Origin of the sequence: Variovorax sp. V116 (assembly GCF_041154435.1) — a bacterium.
In the GTDB taxonomy this organism is placed as follows: Bacteria; Pseudomonadota; Gammaproteobacteria; order Burkholderiales; family Burkholderiaceae_C; genus Variovorax; species Variovorax paradoxus.
Map to the genome: position 1 here is coordinate 275,130 of NZ_AP028662.1, position 15,275 is coordinate 290,404.

The following is a 15,275-nucleotide window of genomic DNA, read 5'->3' on the forward strand; positions in this document are numbered from 1 at the left end:
GGAACGCAGGAGCCGCCATGCGCATCGATTTTCTAGGCGGAACCGGCACCGTGACCGGTTCCAAGTACCTGCTCACGCAGGAGGGCCGGCGGCTGCTGGTGGACTGCGGTCTGTTCCAGGGGCTCAAGCAGCTGCGGCTGCGCAATTGGGACGCGCTGCCCTTCGACGCGTCGGCCATCGACGCCGTGCTGCTGACGCACGCCCACATGGACCACAGCGGCTTCGTGCCGCGGCTCGTGAAGCTCGGCTTCAAAGGGAAGGTGTACTGCACGGCCGCCACGCGCGAACTGTGCGAACTGCTGCTGCCCGATTCGGGCCGGCTGCAAGAGGAAGAAGCCGCCTTTTCCAACCGGCACGGGTTCTCGAAGCACAAGCCGGCGCTGCCGCTCTACACCGAGCAGGAAGCGCGTGCCGCGCTGAAGCGCTTCGAATGCGTCGCCTTCGACGAAGAATGCTCGCCTTGGCCGGGCTGGTCGTGGCGGCTGGCGCGCGCCGGCCACATCCTCGGCGCGGGCAGCGTGCGCGTGGAATGGAAGGAAGGCAGCATCCTGTTCTCGGGCGACCTGGGTCGCAGCGACGACCTGGTGATGCGGCCGCCGCAGCAGGCCGCGCCGGCCGACTACGTGGTGGTGGAGTCCACCTATGGCAACCGCCGGCACCTGCAGGCGGATGCGCTCGGCGAACTGGCCGCGGTGATCAACCGCACGGCCGCGCGCGGCGGGGTGCTGGTGGTGCCGGCCTTCGCGGTGGGCCGCGCCCAGACCCTGCTGCACTGCATACAGCTGCTCAAGCGCGAAGGCCGCATTCCGGACATGCCGGTGTACCTGAACAGCCCGATGGCCGCAGATGCCACGCGGCTCTACAAGGCGCACCTGGACGAGCACCGCATGAGCGCCGAGCAATGCGCCGAGATGAGCGGGAAGACCATCATCGTCAACACGCTGGAAGAGTCCAAGCGCCTGAACACGCTGAGCTATCCGTCGATCATCGTGTCGGCCAGCGGTATGGCCACCGGCGGCCGCGTGCTGCATCACCTGAAGGCCTACGCGCCCGATGCCCGCAACACGATCCTGTTCGCGGGTTTCCAGGCCGCGGGCACCCGCGGCGCCGCGCTGGTGGGCGGCGCGGACGCGGTGAAGATCCATGGCACCTACGTGCCGGTCCGCGCCGAAGTGGCGAACCTCGAGACCCTGTCCGCCCATGCCGACCGCGAGCAGCTGCTGGCCTGGCTCTCGCCGCAGAAAGCGCCGCGGCGGGTGTTCGTGACGCACGGGGAGCCCGTGGCCGCCGATGCGCTGCGGCTGGCCGTCGAGGAGCGCTACGGCTGGCCGTGCACCGTTCCGGAATACCGCGAATCGCGGGAGCTGTGAAGGGGCTGCAGCCGTCCGCTATGGCCGTGCGGCCGCCAGCACCTTGGCCAGCGCGCGCGCGAGTTCGCCGCGCGTGTAGGGCTTGCGCAGCAGCTCCCAGCTTTGCGGCACGTCGCGGTCGGCGTCGAGCAGCTCCGACGAAAAGCCCGACATCAGGAGAATGGCGAGCTGCGGAAAGCGCTGCTGCGCCTCGGCGGCGAGCCGGGTTCCGCGCATGCCGGGCCCGAGCGCGATGTCGCTGAGCAGCACGTCGAAGGAATCCGCATCCGTTTCCATGCTCAGCAGGGCCTGCTCGGCATTGGCCGCGGTCACCACGCTGCAGCCGAGCGTCACGAGAAAGGTATGGACGACGCGGCGCACTTCGGCGTCGTCCTCGACCAGCATGACCCGCAGGCCGGCGGGAATCGCCTGCTCGCCGTCTTCTTCCTCCGCGGCCGCAGGGACCGGGTCGTACAGCTGGGGAAGGAAGAGCGTCACGGTCGTTCCCGCGCCCGGCTGCGTGGCGATGGCCACGGCGCCCTTGGACTGCTTCACGAACCCGTACACCGTGCTCAGGCCCAGGCCGGTGCCGCGACCGGCTTCCTTGGTCGTGAAGAACGGCTCGAAGGCGCGCTCCTTCACTTCCTCGGTCATGCCCGTGCCGCTGTCGGCCACCGAAATGGCAACGAAGCTGCCGTGCGCATCGTGGTCGCTGAGCTCGTTGTGCACCTCGGGCGGCAGCGCGCCGCAGGCCTCGGCGCGAAAGTGCAGCGTGCCACCCTCGGGCATGGCGTCGCGCGCGTTGATGGCAATGTTCAGCAATGCCGATTCGAGCTGTCCGGGGTCGGCGAGCACCGGCGGGCAGCCCGGCGCGGCATCGATCGCGATGGCGATGCGCTGATCGAGCGTGCGCCGCAGCATGTCGGCCAGGGAATGCAGCATCGCATGCGTGTCCACCGCATTGGGCTGCAGCATCTGCCGGCGCGAAAAGGCCAGCAGCTTGCCAGTGAGCTCGGCACCGCGCCGCGAAGCGCGCGCCGCGGCGCCCACCAGCTGCTGGGCATAGCCGTCCTGCGCAATGGCGGGCAGCTCTTCGAGCACCTGCAGGTTGCCCTGGATGATGGTGAGCAGGTTGTTGAAGTCGTGCGCGATCCCGCCCGTAAGCTGGCCGACGCTTTCGAGCCGCTGGGCGTGGCTGAGCGCCTCTTCGGTCTGCACCCGCTGCAGGCTGGTGGCCAGCAGGTTGGAGAGCGATTCAAGGAAGCGCAGCTCCTCGTCGCCGAAGCGCTTGGCCTCGCGCGATCGCACGGCCAGGACGCCGATGAAGCGGCCCCGGTCGTAGAAGGGCACGGCCAACGCGCTGACCAGCCCGGCATCGAGGTAGGCCTGCGGCACCGCGAAGCGCCGCTCTTCGCGGTAGTCGGTCACCACCACCGGCCGCCCCTCGGCAAACACGAAGCCGGGCGGCGTGTTCGCATGGCTTGGAATGCGCGCACCGATTTCTTCTCCGGGCACCAGGCCCACGCCGCTGGCCACGCGGAATTCGAGGCGGCTGTTCTCCAGCAGCAGCACCATGGCCACCTCGACCTCCAGCGCTTCCGCGGCCATGGCGGGCACGTGGTCGAGCACCACCTGCAGGTCGCGGGTGTCCACGGCCAGGCGGCCCAGCTGCGCGAGATAGTCGCTGTAGCGCGCCCGCTGCAGCGCCTGCTTCACGCGGGGATAGGCGCCGATGTCGCGAATGGCGGCCACCACGAACGGCAGGCCCTGGCTCTGTAGCGGGCTGAGTGCGATCTCGACCATCACCTCGCTGCCGTCCTTGCGCTTGGCGACCAGTTCCATCTGCGTGCCCATGGGCCTGGGGCGCGGCGCCCGGCCGTAGGCCTCGCGGTAGGAGGCATGGCGCGGGCGGATGCTGTCGGGCACCAGCGCGTCGACATTCAGCCCCACCAACTCGTCGACCGCATAACCCAGCACGCTGGCTGCCGCGGGGTTGGCCAGCACGATGCGGCCGGCCTGGTCGACCAGCAGCAGCGAGTCGGGATAGGAAATGAAGAGCGAACGGAAGACGCTGCTCTCTTCAACGCCCGAAGGCAGTCCCGGCAGGGAGGGAGCGATCGGGGAGGAGGGCGGCTTCATGAACTCAGCCCTGCGTGACGGGCGGAACCAGGATGTAGCCCGCGCCCCGCACCGACTTGACGATCTGCGGATCGTCCGGATCGGCCTCGATCTTCTTGCGCAGCCGGCCGACCTGCACGTCGATGGTGCGGTCGAATGGGGCGGCTTCGCGCCCGCGCGTCTGCTCGAGCAGGAAGTCGCGCGAGAGCACGCGCCCGGGGTGGCGCGCAAAAGCGCAGAGCAGGTCAAATTCGCCGCCGGTGAGCGGTATGTTCTGTCCCTGCGGGTTCGTCAGGCTGCGCGCCGCGAGGTCGAGCTGCCAGCCGGCGAAGCGCAGCCGATCGGAGATCCCTGGGGCGGAGGCTCCCGGCGCAGCGGCAGGGACAGCGGGGACGTCGCCCGGCGCCAGCCGCCTGAGCACGGCCTTGACCCGCGCCACCAGCTCGCGCAGGTCGAAGGGCTTCGTCACGTAGTCGTCCGCGCCCACCTCCAGGCCGACGACCTTGTCCACCGCGTCGCCGCGGCCGGTGACGATGACCAGACCGCAGCGCCAGTTCTCGCGCATGCGCCGGGCAATGGAGAAGCCGTCCTCGCCGGGCAGCCCGAGGTCGAGAAGCACGAGGTCGGCGGGGTCGCTGTCCATCAGCGCCATCAAGGAAGGGCCGTTGTGCAGCTGGGTCACGCGAAAGCCGTGGCTCTGAAGGTAGTTGGCCAGCAGCTGCGTGATGTCGATCTCGTCGTCCAGTACCGCGATGTGAGAGGCGGATTTCATCCGTAAAGCGTGGATTCGATGCCGAATGTCACAGCATTGTTAAGGGCTGCACAAGCGTAGCACGAGCGGCCTGCAGGCGACTTGCAATTCTGCTGGAGCAGGAGGGGCGATGCGACCACCGCCGGACACGATCCGCAGCACCTTCACACGCTGGGCAGCGAAGCGCTGTTGACGGAATTGTTCGCGGAACCCGCGGTCGTCAGCCTGTTCACGATGGTGGTGGCACCTTCGGCGCGGCGCACGGCCCGTTCGACCGCGGCAATCAGGTGCTTGCTGGCCAGCTGGCCCTGCAAGGTGACCACGCCGTCCTTCACGCGCACGTCCACATCGCAGCCGACCACCGCCGGATCCCAGTTCAGCTGGGCAAAGACCTCATGCCTGAGTTGGATATCGGGGTTCATTTCAAACCTTTCGAAGAAGAGCGGCTTCCTATTGGGCCTCGGCGATCCGCATCACGACGCGGCCCTCGATCCGGCCCTGCCGCATGCGGTCGAGCACGGTGTTGATGTTGTCCAGGCTGTCCTCGGTGCAGACGGTTCGCACCTTGCCCTCGCCGGCAAACTCCAGCGCCTCCTGCAGGTCCTTGCGTGTGCCCACGATCGAGCCTCGCACCGTCTTGGCGTTGAGCACCATGTCGAAGATCGGCAGCGCAAAGTCGCCGGGCGGCAGGCCCACCAGGGCCATCGTGCCGCGCTTGTGCAGCATGCCCAGCGCCTGGCCGAACGCACTGCGCGAGACCGCTGTGACCAGCACGCCGTGCGCGCCGCGCAAGCTGCGCTGCAATTCCTTCACGGGATCCTGGGTGGCGGCATTGATGACCATGTCCGCGCCGAGTTCCTTTGCCAGCTGGAGCTGGCCGTCGTGGATGTCGACGCCCACCACATGGAAGCCCATGGCTTTCGCGTACTGCACGGCCAGATGGCCGAGGCCGCCGACGCCCGAGACCACCACCCAGTCGCCCGGTTTGCAGTCGAGCATCTTCAGGCCCTTGTAGACCGTGACGCCGGCGCACAGCACGGGAGCGATCTCGGTGAAGCCCACGTTGGCGGGAAGCCGCCCGATGTAGCCCGGGTCGGCCAGCACGTATTCGGCGTAGCCGCCGTTGACGGTGTAGCCGGTCATCTGCTGCTCGTCGCACAGCGTTTCCCAGCCGGTGATGCAGTGTTCGCAGTGGCCGCAGGCCGTGTGGAGCCAGGGCACGCCCACGCGGTCGCCTTCCTTCACGCCCTTGACGCCGGCACCGATGGCCGCGACGAAGCCCACGCCCTCGTGCCCCGGAATGAAGGGCAGCGAAGGCTTCACGGGCCAGTCGCCATCGGCGGCGTGAAGATCGGTGTGGCACACGCCCGAGGCGACCACTTTCACGAGCACCTGGCCAGCTGTGACCTGCGGAATGGCAACTTCCTCGATCTGCAGGGGCTGGCCGAATTCCCGTACGACGGCAGCCTTCATGGTTTGCATGGACTTGTTCCTCAGGCCTCGACGGCCAGCTCGTTGACTACCGAAACCACTCCTGGCGCGGACCAGGCGGCGCCGCGCACCGCTTCCAGCTCCGCCCAGGAACGCACCTTGCCGCGCAGCACGACCTGCGAGCCGTGAACGTCGACCGCCACCTGCCGCGGCGCATCGTGGAACACGCGGATGAGCGCGTCCTGGACCTGGCGTTCCACGTCCGCGGAACACGTCTGCAGCTTGATCTTCACTAGGTTCGTGATGCCGGTGACGCCCAACAGGTTGCGAGCCGTCGATTCCGCGGCCTGGCGCTGGTAGTCCCACTCGACTTCGCCGGTCAGCGTGACCCATCCGCCCTCGACCATCGGCCGCACCGCGTCGCGCGGGACCTGCACGTTCCATTCGAGCGCGTGCCCGACGGCCTGTGCGATGTCGGCATCGGTGCGTTCGAGGCCGGCGGCCAGCTTCACCGAGGTTTCGATGGCCAGCGCCTTCACGCCGCTGACGCGCTGCACCGCCCGTTCCACCGCGAGTTTTTCGGCATAGCTGCCGATATGGCCCGTCAGCGTGACCACGCCGTGATCGACGATGACGCCCACATTCGCCGAAGCGATGGCCGGATCCCATTCGAGTTCGGCCTGGATGTCGGCCCTGAGCTGTGTGTCGGATTTCATTGGATTCCTGTTCCTTGGCTGGTATCGCTGCACCGCGCCGGTCAGGCGCCCGGTTCCTGTCGCACCAGCAGCACGGGCACCGGACTGCCGCGCACGACAAGATCGGCGTCGCTTCCGAGCGCAAGGCGGCTGAAGCCGCGCCGGCCATGGGTGCCCATCACGACCAGGTCGCATGCGGCGTTCTTGGCCTCTTCGATCACGACGTCGGCAATCCGTCCGCGCGTGACCTCGCGCAGGATGGTGTCGACCTCGACTTCCGACTGCGCTGCGGCGGCCTTGCCGGCCGCCAGCACGGATTCCCCGTACTCCCGCAGCTTCTGCAGGCTGGCATCGAAGCTGGAGATGGTCGACATTTCCATCAACATCGGAAAGTCGTCGATGACGTGCAGCAGGCGCAGTTTTCCTTTTTGCTCGGCCGCCAGGCGGATGGCCTCGCGCAACCCGCGTTCCGCAGTGGGGCTGCCGTCGATGGGAACAAGAATGCGATGGTACATGGCGCTGTCTTCCTTTGGGCCGGGCTGAAGGGAGGTTCGCTACCGGCCGATCGGCGAACGCTTCGATTTTTCGGCCGGGTCGCAGGCGCGGGCTTGCGCCATGTCAAACCAGCGGCAGGGAACTGTGCGGAGACTGGCAGCCACACTCCACTTCATGATGGATCCGGCATGTACCAGCGCACTCTTCCCGCGGTCACGATGACCACGGCGCGGGTGCCGAGCGCGCCGGGTTCTCCGATCAGCCCGGCCACCGTGTGCGGCGGCGTGCAGATCAGGGCCAGGTCGGGTGCGGCGGGCAACTGCGAGGCCCGGGCGAACACCGGCACGCCGTCCAGCATGGCGTGCTTCGATTTACCCCGTAGACCGGTCCGGAAAAAGCGCCGGCGCGCAGAATACGGCGACCGAGGCCGGCGACAGCAGGCGATCGAGATGGCGGATGCTCAATGGAATCTCCGGATGGTTCGGCCCTTGCCCGGCTCGGCGAGGCCGGCACCGGTCAGCGGCGGTGGCCCGCCTCCGCCAGCGCCTGGCAGGCGGCGCAGCGGATGGCCATGGGCTGCGCCAGCAGGCGGTCGCGCGGGATGTCCTCGCCGCAATCGATGCACAGGCCGTAGCGGCCTTCGGCGATGCGTTGCTGCGCCTGCTCGATCTGGCTCAATCGCAGGCGGTCGACCTCGATCTCCGCGAAGCGCACGTCGTCCTGCCGCTCGCTCTCGGCCTCGTCGGCATGGCTTCGCACCTCGTGTGCATCGTCGGCCGTGCCTGGCTGGAGGCCCGGGGTGCTTTCGCGCAGCTCCTGCAGGACCTGGCTCTTCATGAGCTCGAGTTGCCGGGCCAGCATGTCGCGGTCGGTGGCGTTCAGATGTTTCATTGCGTTCTCGTTGAAATCGGCGTTCGAAGAAAAGGTATTGCCGCGGCGGCCCGTTGTTCCGGCATGCGCACCGCGACATACGCCAGGCGCCCGTCGCGCAGCACCAGCAGTGCGATCGGCCGGCCGACCGGCATGTGCGACAGGGCCTGCCTGAACTGGTCGATGCGATCGAGGCGCATGTCATTGAGGGCCACGATGAAATCGCCGGCGCGGATGCCTTCGCTGCGTGCGAGCCCGGTGGCGTCGCGCACCAGCAGGCCGCTGTCGATGCGCAGCTGCGCCTTCTGCGCCGCGGACACTTCGCCAAGACTCAGGCCCAGGCCGTCGTTCCATTCAGGCGCGGCGGCGGGCAGCAGGGAGGTCCTGGCCACCGGCTGCTCCGAGGGCGTGATCCAGACGGTGCGCTGTGCGCCGTGCCGCCAGACCTCCATGCGGCTGCGGTCGCCCGGGACACGGTCCTCGATCTGGCGCAGCAGTGCGGTCAGGCGCGAGACCGCAAGGCCGTCGAAGGCCGTCACGATGTCTCCCTGCACGAGGCCGGCCGCATGCGCCGGGCTGTCGGCTTCGACGCGGACCACGAGTGCGCCGGCGGCTGCCGGCAGTGCGAACGACTGGGCCAGCTCGGGCGTCATCTCCTGGAACTCCGCGCCCAGGTGGGCGCGCCGGACGCTGCCGCGCGCGCGCAGCTGCGTCGCGATCCGCATCGCCAGGTTGATGGGCACCGCGAACGACAGGCCCATGTAGCCGCCGCTGCCGCTGTAGATCATCGAATTCATGCCGACGACCTCGCCGCGGCTGTCGAACAGCGGGCTGCCGGAACTGCCCGGGTTGATGGCGACGTCGGTCTGGATGAGGGGGACGTCGCCGGCGCCGCCCACGAGGCGGTCCACCGCGCTGACCACGCCCGCCGTGACGCTGCCGTGGAATCCGAACGGCGCGCTGATGGCCGCCACCCAGTCGCCCGGCGCAAGCCGCGAGGAGTCTCCGATGACGGCGGCGGACAGGCCGGTGGCGTCGATCTTCAGCAGGCCGACATCGGTGCGCTTGTCGGCGCCGACCACGCGTGCCGTGAAGTGCCGGCCGTCGTCGAGACGGACCTGGGCCTCGTCGATGTTCACGACCACGTGCGCGCTGGTGAGGATCAGGCCGTCGCTGCTGATGATCACGCCGGAGGCCAGGTCGCGGATCTGGCTGATGCGCACGCTGGCCGGCAGCGGCCAGGCGAGGCGGTCGGCAAAGTCGCGCTCGGGCGCGATCTCCAGTTCGATGTCTTCCGGATTCTGGTCGCGCCCGATGCGCAGCGTGCTGATGTCGACGACCGAAGCGCTGCGGCTTGCGACAAGCGAGGAAAAGACCGGTGCCGGGGACGGGCCCGTGCCCGATGGCGGCGCCGCGACCGGTGCGGTTGCGGGCGCGGTGGCGCAAGCTGCGAGCACCGCGAGCAGGCCGCCGCATGCGGTGGCAAGAATGATGCGCCGGATCGACCGCACGGCAGGCCCGGTCAAACCGCCTGGGGCGACAGCACGACGGGCCGGACCGCCGACTGCGTGCCCTCGGCACTGCGCACGGCCGTGCCGAAGGCCTGCAGCCGGGTGGCGAAGCTGCCGCTGTCGACTTCGCGCGTGGTGAACGCCGTGTCCAGGATTGGCGCGCGGCCGATCAGCCGGCTGATCTCTGCCACGGCATGGGGCGCGCCGCTTCCCCCCGTGACCGAGATCACCGCCACGTCGGGCAGGTGATGGCGCCGCGTGCCGACGAAGCTGCGCATCGGTCCGGCAAGGCGCTGTCCCCAGATCGGCGACACCAGCACCACGGCGTCGAAGTCCTTCGTCTTCGGACCGTCGCAGCGGATCGCCGGGTGTCGGCGAAAGAGTGAATCGAGCAGGCAACGAAAGCTGCCGAGGGCGCCGGCGCGCGGCCGGATCTCGGCGATCTCGGCCATGGGCCAGCCCTGCTGGCTGCACAGCAGCTGCGCCACCTTGCGCGACGTTCCCGTGTAGGAGTAGACGACCACGAGGATCTTGTTCATGGCTCACCCTTGGTGTGTGTTCATGGAGCAATCAATGTAGGCCGCGCGCGTCGCGACTGCCTTGATCTGGAACAAGACGCAGCTGCCGGCCGGCGGCGAACATCCGCTCATCTCCAAAGAGCCAACAAAGGAACCTCATGAAAATCCTTCTCGCCGTGGACGGCAGCGAATACACGGCTCGCATGCTCGACTACCTGGCTGCGCACAAGGAGTGGTCGAACGCAGGCCATGCCTTCACGGTCTTCAATGCGGTGCTTCCGGTGCCCCATCGCGCGGCGGCCTTCGCGGGGCCGGATCTCGCGCATACCTACTATGAAGACGAGGCACGCGTCGTCCTGGAGCCGGTGCGCGCCGCGCTCGCTCTTCACGGCATCGAGGCGGCGTTCGCCCACAAGGTCGGCCATGCCGCCGACGAGATCGCCAACTTTGCGGAGCACGGGAAGTTCGACCTCGTGGTCATGGGATCGCACGGGCAGGGTGCGCTGAAGAACTTGGTGCTGGGGTCCGTGGCAATGAAGGTACTGGCCCGCTGCACGGTGCCCGTGCTGCTGGTGCGCTGAACACAGGAGAATCGCCATGAACACACTTCGCACATTGGGATCGATTGCACTGGTCTTCCTGGCCGGCTGCACCGCGCTGACTTCGGCGGACGATCAGAAGGACAAGGATCATCTGCGGCACCATCCGCCTGCAGCGACCGCGCCCGCGGCGATGAAGTCGGAGCAGCAGATGGCGCAGATGCGCGAGATGCACCGGAAGATGATGGCCGCCAGGACCCCCCAGGAACGCCAGGCGCTGATGGCCGAACACATGAAGGCCATGCAGGGCGGGATGTCGATGATGTGCGAGATGGGCGCCGCGCCGGCCCCGCAGTCCGGCGCGCCCTCCGACGACATGATGAAGCGCTGCATGGCCATGAAGGACATGACCATGCAGATGATGCAGGACCGGGAGCGCCTCCAGCCGCCTGCGCGGTAGGCCTGCGCACCGGCGCGATCATGTCCGGCGACTTCACCTTCCCGCTGGCGCTTTGCAAGGCGCAGTGGAGTGTTGGCCTGCACACGCCCGCGATGCTCGAGACCTGCGGCGCACAGTGCCTGTCGCTGGGCGCGCACATGCTGCAGGACCGCAGCGCCCAAAGCCGCGCCGCGCCGCTTCGCGGCCTGGACCCGCTGTCCTTCGACGTGCGCCTCTCGGAAGAAGTGATGCTGCATGCCGGGGGATCCGTGCTCATCTGCCTCGCACAGGCCGCTTCGATGCGGTTGGAGACAAGGTGCTGGTGGCATGGCATGGGACGGGGGCCGCGAGGCGGCGTTCTCGGTGCGCGGCGCTGCGGTGAAGCCGAGGGCTGGCTGCGGCGGCACGGCATCGAAGCCGCGGTAGAGCATCGCGCAGGCTGCGCGAGCGTCTTCTCGGGGGCGTCTCGCGCGATGTGCTGGCCCGCGCCTGCATTCCGGTGCTTTGCGCGAGGTCACCTGCGGCGCCCGTTCAGGGCACCAGGACCGCGACCCCTTCGATCCGGCCGGCGCGCAGGTCGGCCAGTGCCTCGTTGGCCTGCAGCAATGGATAGGTCTTGACGTGCACCTGCAGCGGATGCGCCTGTGCGAAGGCCAGGAACTCGCGGGCGTCGGCACGGGTCAGATTGGCCACCGACACGATGCTGCGCTCCTCCCAGAGCCAGCGATAGGGAAAGGCCGGGATGTCGCTCATGTGGATGCCGCCGCACACTACCCGGCCACCCTTGCGCACCGCTCGCAACGCCGCCGGCACCAGCATGCCGGCGGGCGCAAAGATGATGGCCGCGTCCAGCGGCTGGGGCGGGCATGCGCTCGAGCCGCCAGCCCATCGGGCGCCGAGGCTGCGCGCGAAAGCCTGCGCCTCGTGGTCGCCGGACCGGGTGAATGCATAGACCTCGCGACGCTGGGCCACGGCCATCTGCGTCACCAGGTGCGCCGCTGCGCCAAAGCCGAAGAGTCCCAGGCGGTGCGCGCCTTCGCCGGCCGCCTTCAGGCTGCGCCAACCGATCAGGCCGGCGCACAGCAGCGGGGCAATGCGCGCGGCATCCGCTTCGGGCAGGGTCAGCGGCAGGCAGAACGCGGCCTCGGCGATCACGTGGCTCGCGAAGCCGCCATCGCGGTGGTAGCCGGTGAAGCGCGGCACATCGCACAGGTTCTCGCGGCCCGCGATGCAGAAGTCGCAGCAGCCGCAGCTGTGGCCCAGCCATGGCACACCCACGCGATCGCCGATGCGACAGCCCTCCACACCGGGGCCGAGCGCCTCCACGACGCCGACGATCTCGTGCCCGGGCACGATCGGCAGCACGGGCAGCGGCAGATCGCCGTCGGCAATGTGCAGGTCGGTGCGGCAGACCGCGCAGGCCAGAACGCGCAGGCGCAGCTCGCCCGCACCGGGAACCGGTGTCTTGCGCCGCTGCAGTTCGAGCGGCAGCAGCGCCGCGCTCAGGACCATTGCGTGCATGGTTCAGGCCATGTACTTGCCGCCGTCGATCGACAGCGTGGTGCCGGTGATGAACCCTGCGTCGTCGGAAGCAAGGAACACGACGCCGCGCGCGATCTCTGCCGGCGTGGCCAGACGGCCGGCCGGAATGCTCGCCAGGATGTGCGCCATCACCCCGGCATCGACCGCCTCGACCATGGCGGTGTCGGTGTAGCCCGGGGCCACCACGTTGGCCGTGATGTTGCGCGAAGCACCTTCGAGCGCCAGCGACTTGGTGAAGCCGATCAATCCGGCCTTGGTCGCTGCGTAGTTGGTCTGGCCCAGCTGTCCGGAAAGGCCGTTGACCGAGCCGATGTTCACGATGCGCCCGAAGCGCCGCTCGCGCATGCCGCCGATGACCGCGCGGCACATGTTGAAGCAGCCGCCGAGGTTGACGTCGAGCACCTCTTTCCATTGCTCGAAGCTCATCTTGTGCAGCATCGCATCGCGCGTGATGCCCGCATTGTTGACGAGCACCTCCACCGGGCCCAGCTCCGCCTCCACGCGCGCCACGCCGGCCGCGCAGGCCTGCGCATCGGCCACGTCCCAGGCAAAGGCGGCAATACTGGTGCGCGCGGTGAATGCCTCGGCAACCTGGGAGCGGCTGCCGTAGTTGGCCGCCACGCGATAGCCGGCAGACTGCAGCGCCTCGGCCGTGGCCGCGCCGATGCCGGAGGTTCCGCCGGTGACCAGCGCGACGCGTGTCAATTGTCCACCGCGAGATCGTTCACGACCACCGAAACGCCCGGCGCCGCCCATGCCGCACCCTGCACCGCATTGCGCTCGGCCCAGGAATGGACCTTGCCGCGCAGCGTGACCTGCGAGCCGGTCACCGTGATGGCCAGGTGCCTGGCCTCGCGTTCGGCCTGGCGCGCGAGCGCATCGTGGATATTCTTCTCGACGTCCGCGGGACTGGCCTTGGGCGTGACTGTGACCAGGTTGGACACGCCTCGCACGCCCATCAGGGTGCGCACGGCGCTTTCCGCGGCGCGGCGCTGGTAGTCCCACTCGACCTCGCCGTTGAGCGTGAGCCAGCCCTTTTCCACCATCGGGTGGATCTTGCCGTCCGGCACCAGCACATTCCATTCCAGTGCGCGCTCGGCGGCCTGTGCGACGTCGGCGTCGGTGCGCTCGTGGTCGAACGGAAGCTTGACCGTGATCTCGACGGCCACGGCCTTCACACCGTGCACGCGCTGCACCGCGCGTTCGACGGCGTACTTCTCGGCAAAGCTCGCCAGATGGCCGGTCAGCGTCACCACGCCGTCCTTGACGATCACGCCGACATCGGAAGCCTTGAACGACGGATCCCAGGCCAGCTCCGCCTGAATGTCGTCCCGCAATTGGGCATCGGTTTTCATGGGGGGTTCCTTGCAGTGAATGGAGGTTGAACGGTCCCGCGAGAAGCCGCCTGCGACCGTGGATCCACTGTAGGAAGGTTGCGCGCCCGCGGTATTGCGCTGGATCAATCCGCGTGCTGCTGAGGCCCGCGGCGCCTCAGGCGACGCTGCCCGACAGCAGCGCCTGCAGCACGAAGCGCCTGTTTTCCGCCGGCGAGGTCCGCTCGTCGAGCAGCGCGGCAAGCCGGGCGGTGGAGTGGCCCGCGCAGGCAAGGCCGTCGTAGACCGGAATGCCCGCATGCCGTCCGATCTGCCGCACCACTTCGGGCGCCATGCCCTGGCACTCGAGCGCATCGTAGAAGCGGCCGAGCACGCGCGCGGTGTGCTCGATTTCTCCGGAGTTGCCGAGGTTCGAGAGCGCGGGGCGGATGATCGCCACATGCGCGCCCAGTTCCCTGGCCGCGCGCTGGAACAGCAGTTGGCTCTCGCTTCCGTCGTTGCTCTCGTCGCACAGGATGCCGAGCTTCTTCCCCTTGAGTTGCGTCGAGGGAATGCCCCGCAGGAATGCCGCCTGCAGCAGTCGCGCACGGCTCACCAGGGCCGTCTCGTCCTGAGGCGACAGCGCATGGAAGGCCGAGAAATTGTGGTCCTCGAAGGGAAAGAGCATGGGCCCCCTGGATGTGAACGCCAAAGGCTACCTCCGGAAGGCGTGCCGGCCTTGATGCAGATCAAGGCCGGCCACGTCGGCGCTGATACACGCCGGACACAAAGCATTCACCGAGCGTTACCCACCGATTCCGGCCGTTGTCACTGTGTTGCCGGGCGCTTCCTAGCATTCGTCCATCGACCCGCGACCAGACAACACCAGGAGTTCTTCAAATGTTCAACCCGTCCCTGACCCAAGCCGCCGCACCCGCGATGAACGGATTCATCGCCGCACGCGCAGCAGTGCCGAAGACCGGCATCGCGGTCCACGAGCGGGCCAGCCGGAAGCTGGTGGAGACGCAGCAGCTGCTGAAGGAGCGCCTGGCCCCGCAGCGCCGCGTGGTGCATGCCGGCGACGTGATCTACCAGGCCGGCGAGCAGTTCGGCAATCTCTACATCCTGAACTCGGGCTTCTTCAAGATCGTGAACCTCTCCGCGGACGGGCGCGAACAGGTGGTGGGGCTGAAGTTCCGCGGCGACTGGCTCGGCTTCGACGGCATCGCCTCCAACCACTATTCCTGCGACGCCGTGGCCATGGACACGGGCGAGGTCTGGGTCGTTTCCTACGAGGCGCTGCTGGCCGCATCGCTTGCGGAGCCTGCCTTGCTGCAGGTGTTCCACACCGCGATGAGCCGCGAGATCGCCCATGACCGCGATTCGCTGATGTCGGTGTGCACGCTGCCGGCCGATGCGCGGGTGGCCGACTTCCTGCGCTACTGGGCCGAGTCGCTGGCCGAGCGCGGCATGCGCACCGACCAGATCACACTGCGCATGACGCGCGCCGAAATCGGCAACTACCTGGGCATGACGCTCGAGAGCGTGAGCCGGGCCCTGTCGCGCCTGGCGCGCGACAAGGTGATCGAGTTCGTGGAAAAGGGCCGCCGTGACGTGCAGATTCCTGATGTGGGCGCCTTGTCGGCCTTCGTGCAGCGCTGCCTGGCGCCGGCGCCCGTGATGCTGCAGTAAGGATCGGCGCTC

18 protein-coding genes are annotated in these 15,275 nt (G+C 68.4%); 4 read left to right on the forward strand and 14 right to left on the reverse strand.

Annotation, left to right across the window (positions count from 1 at the left end):
* The first annotated feature begins 17 nt into the window (after window positions 1-17).
* The gene (locus tag ACAM58_RS27290; RefSeq protein ID WP_018905974.1) at window positions 18-1,370 is read left to right on the forward strand and encodes an MBL fold metallo-hydrolase; all 1,353 of its coding nucleotides are present in this window, start codon (window positions 18-20) and stop codon (window positions 1,368-1,370) included.
* An 18-nt stretch (window positions 1,371-1,388) separates the two neighbouring features.
* On the opposite strand, the gene ACAM58_RS27295 is transcribed toward ACAM58_RS27290, so the two are convergent.
* The 10 genes from ACAM58_RS27295 to ACAM58_RS27340 form a co-directional block, all read right to left on the reverse strand.
* Complete coding sequence (locus tag ACAM58_RS27295) at window positions 1,389-3,488, reverse strand: PAS domain S-box protein (RefSeq protein ID WP_018905975.1); 2,100 nt, start codon at window positions 3,486-3,488, stop codon at window positions 1,389-1,391.
* Window positions 3,489-3,492: 4 nt separating this feature from the next.
* Window positions 3,493-4,239, reverse strand: a complete 747-nt coding sequence (locus ACAM58_RS27300) for a response regulator (protein ID WP_018905976.1) — start codon at window positions 4,237-4,239, stop codon at window positions 3,493-3,495.
* 143 nt (window positions 4,240-4,382) lie between these two features.
* On the reverse strand, window positions 4,383-4,640 hold the full coding sequence (locus ACAM58_RS27305; protein ID WP_018905977.1) for a BON domain-containing protein: 258 nt from the start codon (window positions 4,638-4,640) through the stop codon (window positions 4,383-4,385).
* Between the two features lie 28 nt (window positions 4,641-4,668).
* Window positions 4,669-5,700, reverse strand: a complete 1,032-nt coding sequence (gene adhP / locus ACAM58_RS27310) for an alcohol dehydrogenase AdhP (RefSeq protein WP_027730821.1) — start codon at window positions 5,698-5,700, stop codon at window positions 4,669-4,671.
* An 11-nt stretch (window positions 5,701-5,711) separates the two neighbouring features.
* The gene (locus tag ACAM58_RS27315) at window positions 5,712-6,365 is read right to left on the reverse strand and encodes a BON domain-containing protein (protein WP_018905979.1); all 654 of its coding nucleotides are present in this window, start codon (window positions 6,363-6,365) and stop codon (window positions 5,712-5,714) included.
* 41 nt (window positions 6,366-6,406) lie between these two features.
* Window positions 6,407-6,859 carry a universal stress protein gene (locus ACAM58_RS27320; RefSeq protein ID WP_018905980.1) on the reverse strand — a complete coding sequence of 151 codons (453 nt, stop codon included), beginning with the start codon at window positions 6,857-6,859 and terminating at the stop codon, window positions 6,407-6,409.
* Between the two features lie 152 nt (window positions 6,860-7,011).
* Window positions 7,012-7,197: a CoA-binding protein gene (locus tag ACAM58_RS27325; RefSeq protein WP_018905981.1), complete on the reverse strand. Its 186-nt coding sequence runs from the start codon at window positions 7,195-7,197 to the stop codon at window positions 7,012-7,014.
* 158 nt (window positions 7,198-7,355) lie between these two features.
* Window positions 7,356-7,730: a TraR/DksA C4-type zinc finger protein gene (locus ACAM58_RS27330; protein WP_018905982.1), complete on the reverse strand. Its 375-nt coding sequence runs from the start codon at window positions 7,728-7,730 to the stop codon at window positions 7,356-7,358.
* Window positions 7,727-9,235, reverse strand: a complete 1,509-nt coding sequence (locus ACAM58_RS27335; protein ID WP_369664970.1) for a trypsin-like peptidase domain-containing protein — start codon at window positions 9,233-9,235, stop codon at window positions 7,727-7,729. Before ACAM58_RS27335 ends, ACAM58_RS27330 begins: the two co-directional genes overlap by 4 nt.
* On the reverse strand, window positions 9,232-9,759 hold the full coding sequence (locus tag ACAM58_RS27340; protein ID WP_027730823.1) for a flavodoxin: 528 nt from the start codon (window positions 9,757-9,759) through the stop codon (window positions 9,232-9,234). Before ACAM58_RS27340 ends, ACAM58_RS27335 begins: the two co-directional genes overlap by 4 nt.
* 137 nt (window positions 9,760-9,896) lie before the next feature.
* Here ACAM58_RS27340 and ACAM58_RS27345 point away from each other — a divergent pair, with 137 nt between their 5' ends.
* Both ACAM58_RS27345 and ACAM58_RS27350 read left to right on the forward strand, forming a co-directional pair.
* The gene (locus ACAM58_RS27345) at window positions 9,897-10,319 is read left to right on the forward strand and encodes a universal stress protein (RefSeq protein ID WP_018905985.1); all 423 of its coding nucleotides are present in this window, start codon (window positions 9,897-9,899) and stop codon (window positions 10,317-10,319) included.
* A 16-nt stretch (window positions 10,320-10,335) separates the two neighbouring features.
* Complete coding sequence (locus ACAM58_RS27350; protein ID WP_049809368.1) at window positions 10,336-10,737, forward strand: hypothetical protein; 402 nt, start codon at window positions 10,336-10,338, stop codon at window positions 10,735-10,737.
* Between the two features lie 510 nt (window positions 10,738-11,247).
* Here ACAM58_RS27350 and ACAM58_RS27355 read toward each other — a convergent pair.
* The 4 genes from ACAM58_RS27355 to ACAM58_RS27370 all read right to left on the reverse strand — a co-directional run bounded on the left by ACAM58_RS27355 (window position 11,248) and on the right by ACAM58_RS27370 (window position 14,259).
* Window positions 11,248-12,237, reverse strand: coding sequence for a zinc-dependent alcohol dehydrogenase family protein (locus tag ACAM58_RS27355; RefSeq protein WP_026284166.1), 990 nt, complete (start codon window positions 12,235-12,237; stop codon window positions 11,248-11,250).
* A gap of 3 nt (window positions 12,238-12,240) precedes the next feature.
* Window positions 12,241-12,963: an acetoacetyl-CoA reductase gene (gene phbB / locus ACAM58_RS27360; protein WP_018905989.1), complete on the reverse strand. Its 723-nt coding sequence runs from the start codon at window positions 12,961-12,963 to the stop codon at window positions 12,241-12,243.
* Complete coding sequence (locus tag ACAM58_RS27365; protein WP_369664971.1) at window positions 12,960-13,613, reverse strand: BON domain-containing protein; 654 nt, start codon at window positions 13,611-13,613, stop codon at window positions 12,960-12,962. Before ACAM58_RS27365 ends, phbB begins: the two co-directional genes overlap by 4 nt.
* Window positions 13,614-13,749: 136 nt before the next feature.
* The gene (locus tag ACAM58_RS27370; RefSeq protein WP_018905991.1) at window positions 13,750-14,259 is read right to left on the reverse strand and encodes an ornithine carbamoyltransferase; all 510 of its coding nucleotides are present in this window, start codon (window positions 14,257-14,259) and stop codon (window positions 13,750-13,752) included.
* 212 nt (window positions 14,260-14,471) lie between these two features.
* Here ACAM58_RS27370 and ACAM58_RS27375 point away from each other — a divergent pair, with 212 nt between their 5' ends.
* Entirely contained in the window at window positions 14,472-15,263 is a 792-nt protein-coding gene (locus tag ACAM58_RS27375; protein WP_018905992.1) for a Crp/Fnr family transcriptional regulator, read from the forward strand.
* Window positions 15,264-15,275: the final 12 nt, after the last annotated feature.

Excerpts from the sequence above, each read along its gene's own strand:
- ACAM58_RS27290 (WP_018905974.1), top strand. The coding sequence starts at position 18 with ATGCGCATCGATTTTCTAGGCGGAACCGGCACCGTGACCGGTTCCAAG.
- ACAM58_RS27295 (WP_018905975.1), bottom strand. The coding sequence starts at position 3,488 with ATGAAGCCGCCCTCCTCCCCGATCGCTCCCTCCCTGCCGGGACTGCCT.
- ACAM58_RS27300 (WP_018905976.1), bottom strand. The coding sequence starts at position 4,239 with ATGAAATCCGCCTCTCACATCGCGGTACTGGACGACGAGATCGACATC.
- ACAM58_RS27305 (WP_018905977.1), bottom strand. The coding sequence starts at position 4,640 with ATGAACCCCGATATCCAACTCAGGCATGAGGTCTTTGCCCAGCTGAAC.
- adhP (WP_027730821.1), bottom strand. The coding sequence starts at position 5,700 with ATGCAAACCATGAAGGCTGCCGTCGTACGGGAATTCGGCCAGCCCCTG.
- ACAM58_RS27315 (WP_018905979.1), bottom strand. The coding sequence starts at position 6,365 with ATGAAATCCGACACACAGCTCAGGGCCGACATCCAGGCCGAACTCGAA.
- ACAM58_RS27320 (WP_018905980.1), bottom strand. The coding sequence starts at position 6,859 with ATGTACCATCGCATTCTTGTTCCCATCGACGGCAGCCCCACTGCGGAA.
- ACAM58_RS27325 (WP_018905981.1), bottom strand. The coding sequence starts at position 7,197 with ATGCTGGACGGCGTGCCGGTGTTCGCCCGGGCCTCGCAGTTGCCCGCC.
- ACAM58_RS27330 (WP_018905982.1), bottom strand. The coding sequence starts at position 7,730 with ATGAAACATCTGAACGCCACCGACCGCGACATGCTGGCCCGGCAACTC.
- ACAM58_RS27340 (WP_027730823.1), bottom strand. The coding sequence starts at position 9,759 with ATGAACAAGATCCTCGTGGTCGTCTACTCCTACACGGGAACGTCGCGC.
- ACAM58_RS27345 (WP_018905985.1), top strand. The coding sequence starts at position 9,897 with ATGAAAATCCTTCTCGCCGTGGACGGCAGCGAATACACGGCTCGCATG.
- ACAM58_RS27350 (WP_049809368.1), top strand. The coding sequence starts at position 10,336 with ATGAACACACTTCGCACATTGGGATCGATTGCACTGGTCTTCCTGGCC.
- ACAM58_RS27355 (WP_026284166.1), bottom strand. The coding sequence starts at position 12,237 with ATGCACGCAATGGTCCTGAGCGCGGCGCTGCTGCCGCTCGAACTGCAG.
- ACAM58_RS27365 (WP_369664971.1), bottom strand. The coding sequence starts at position 13,613 with ATGAAAACCGATGCCCAATTGCGGGACGACATTCAGGCGGAGCTGGCC.
- ACAM58_RS27370 (WP_018905991.1), bottom strand. The coding sequence starts at position 14,259 with ATGCTCTTTCCCTTCGAGGACCACAATTTCTCGGCCTTCCATGCGCTG.
- ACAM58_RS27375 (WP_018905992.1), top strand. The coding sequence starts at position 14,472 with ATGTTCAACCCGTCCCTGACCCAAGCCGCCGCACCCGCGATGAACGGA.